The organism is Acidocella sp. MX-AZ02 (assembly GCF_000306035.1).
Classification (GTDB): Bacteria; Pseudomonadota; Alphaproteobacteria; order Acetobacterales; family Acetobacteraceae; genus Acidocella; species Acidocella facilis.
This window is the reverse complement of sequence record NZ_JH976208.1, coordinates 345,048-347,916: the sequence shown is the minus strand read 5'-3', so window position 1 is coordinate 347,916 and position 2,869 is coordinate 345,048. Positions and strand designations below refer to the sequence as shown.

1 protein-coding gene is annotated in these 2,869 nt (G+C 70.1%); it reads left to right on the top strand.

What is annotated here, in order from left to right:
* A partial coding sequence (locus MXAZACID_RS09915; protein WP_008494170.1) for a chromosome segregation protein occupies positions 1–2,772 on the top strand: 2,772 nt, incomplete at its 5' end.
* Positions 2,773–2,869 lie beyond the last annotated feature (97 nt).

Genomic DNA, 2,869 nt, shown 5'->3' with positions numbered 1-2,869 from the left:
GCCGCCGCCGAGGCGCGGGTGGCGGCGGCGGCTGCGAAGGCCGCGGAAAGCGCGGCCCAGGCCGAGGCGGCCGACACCAATCTGCCGGCGCTGCGTGAGGCGGAGGCGCAGGCGCGGACGGTGCTGGAGCGCGCGCGCATCGGGCTGGAGCAGGTGAAGGAGCAGGAAGCCCGCGCCCGCGCGGCGCTGAACGATGCCAAGGCCCGGCTGGAGGCGCTGCGCCGCGACCATGGCCATGCGGAAAAACTGGTGGCGGATGCGCAGGCGGCGCAGGCGCGTCTGGTCGCCGAGCAGGAGGTGCTGCAGCAGGAAACCAGCGCCGCGCCGGCGGCGATCGATCAGGCCGCCGATGAGGCCGAGGCGGCGTTGGAGACGATGCGCGCCGCCGAGGGGGCTGCCACCAAGGCCACCGAATATGCCGCCCGTCTGGCCGCTGAGGCGGAGGCCGCCCGCCGCGCTTTGCAGGAAGCCGAGAGCCGGGCCCGTCGGCTGGGCCAGCGCGCGGCCGAGACCAAGGCCGAGCATGACAAGATCGCCGCGACGCTGATCCCGCCCGAGCGGGTGGCGGCGGCGGAGACGGAGCGCGCAGAGGCCGAGGCGGCTCTGGCCGGGGCGCGCGAGGCGGTGACCGAAGCCGAGGCGGCGAAGGTGAAGGCCGAAGCCGAGGCCGCCGAGGCGCGGACGGTTGCGGAAGCCGAGCTCGCCGGGGCACGCTCGCGCGCCGCCTCGCTGGAAGCCACGGCGACCAAGGTGGGCACCGAATATGACGCGCTGGCGGCGTTGCTGGCGCAGAAATTCGGGCGGGAGAGCCAGCCGATCCTGGATCAGATCACCGTGCCGCCAGGGCTGGAAGCGGCCTTGGGCGCGGCGTTGCGGGAGGAATTATCGGCCTCGGCGGACCTCACCGCGGCGCGGCATTGGCGCGCGCTGCCGGCGCTGGAGAGCACGACCGGCAAGCTGCAGAGCTTCGCCGAGCTGGCGCAGGGGCCGGAGGCGCTGAAGCGGGCTTTCTCGCATATTCTGCTGCTGCCGGAGGGCGAGACCGGGGATCTCTATCAGCCGAACCTGACGCCGGGGCAGATTCTGGTCTCGCGTGAGGGCGCGTTGTGGCGTTGGGATGGGTATATCGTCCGCGCCGGGGCGGCCTCCGAGGCGGCGGTGCGGCTGAAACAGCGCAACCGTCTGACCGAGCTGGAGCGCGAGCGCGCCGTGGCCCGCGAGGCCGCCCAGGGCGCACGCGATGAGCGGATCAAGGCCGAGGCAACCGAGCGCGAGGCCCGCGCCAATGAAGCGAAGACCCGCGAGGCGCATCGTGCCGCCGAAACCGCCGCGCGCGAGGCGCGCCGGCTGGCGGAGCAGCGTTTCGACAAGGCCCGCAACGAGGCGATCCGGCTGACCGCCGAGGCTGAACGCGGGGCGTCCCGCGCCGCCGCCGCCGCCGCCCAGGCCGAGCAGGCGGGCAGCGAGGCGCAGGAGGCCGAGGCGGCTTTGGCCAAACTGCGCGAAACCCATGCGGCGTTGCCGGATGTGAATGCGGCCAGGCTGGCGGTGGAACAGGCCCGCAACGCGCTGAACGAGGCGCGCCAGGCCGAGAGTGCCGCCCGCGCCCGGCTGCTGGCGCTGCGCAATGCCGAGACCCAGCGCGGCCAGCGTTTGCAAAGCCTGACCCGCGAGCTGGAAGGCTGGCGCGAGCGTGGCCGCGATGCGAGCGACCGGCTGAAAGACCTCACCGCTCGGCTGAATGAGGCGCAGAGCGGGCTGGAGAGCCTGAACGCGGCACCTGAGCAGGCGCAGACGGCGCATAAGGAAGCGCAGGACGCGCTGCAGGGAGCTGAAACAGCCCATCGCGTCGCCGCCAAGGCCTTGCAGGAGGCGTTGAACGCCAATGAGGGCGCGATGCGCCTGGCCCGCGCCGCCGAATCCGAACTGGCGGCCGCGCGAGAATCCCGGGCGCGTGAGGAAGGCAACATCACCGCCGCTAACCATGCCTGGGGCACGGTGGCGGAGCGGATACTGGAACGTCTCGGCGCCAATCCGGAGCTGCCGGAACCGCCGGAGGTTTTGAATGCCGAGGTTGAGGACAAGGCCCGCAAGCGCTGGGAGCGGCTGCAGCGCGAGCGTGAGGAGATGGGGGCGGTCAATCTGCGCGCCGAGATCGAGGTGAACGAGGCGGAAGCCGCGATCGCCACCATCGACAAGGAGCGCGACGAGATCACCTCCGCCATTGCCAAACTGCGCGGCTCGATCGGGCATTTGAACCGCGAGGGGCGGGAGCGGCTGAATACCGTCTTCGCCGAAGTGGATAAGCATTTCCAGGGGCTGTTCGCGCGCATGTTCGGCGGCGGCAAGGCGCATCTGGCGCTGGTCGGCTCGGAGGATCCGCTGGAGGCGGGGCTGGAGATTTTCGCGCAGCCGCCGGGCAAGAAGCTCTCGACACTGTCCTTGCTCTCCGGTGGCGAGCAGGCATTGACGGCGCTGTCGCTGATCTTTGCCGTGTTCAAATGCAATCCGGCGCCGATCTCGGTGCTCGATGAGGTGGATGCGCCGCTGGATGACGCGAATGTCGAGCGCTTCTGCAATCTGCTGGAGGATATGGTGCGCGAGACCGGCACCAGGTTCCTGGTGGTGACGCATCATCATCTGACCATGGCGCGGATGGACCGGCTTTACGGGGTGACGATGCAGGAGCGCGGGGTTTCGCGGCTGCTCTCGGTGGATTTCCACCGGGCGATGGACATGGTGGACCCAGGCCACGCGATGGCTGCGGAATAAGGCACTTAGAGCATCAAGCTTTTAGCTTGAGGCTCTAAGTTTTGTTTTGGCGAGCAATTTCATGTGTTTAGGTTGACGCTGTCGCGTCAGCCTAAAC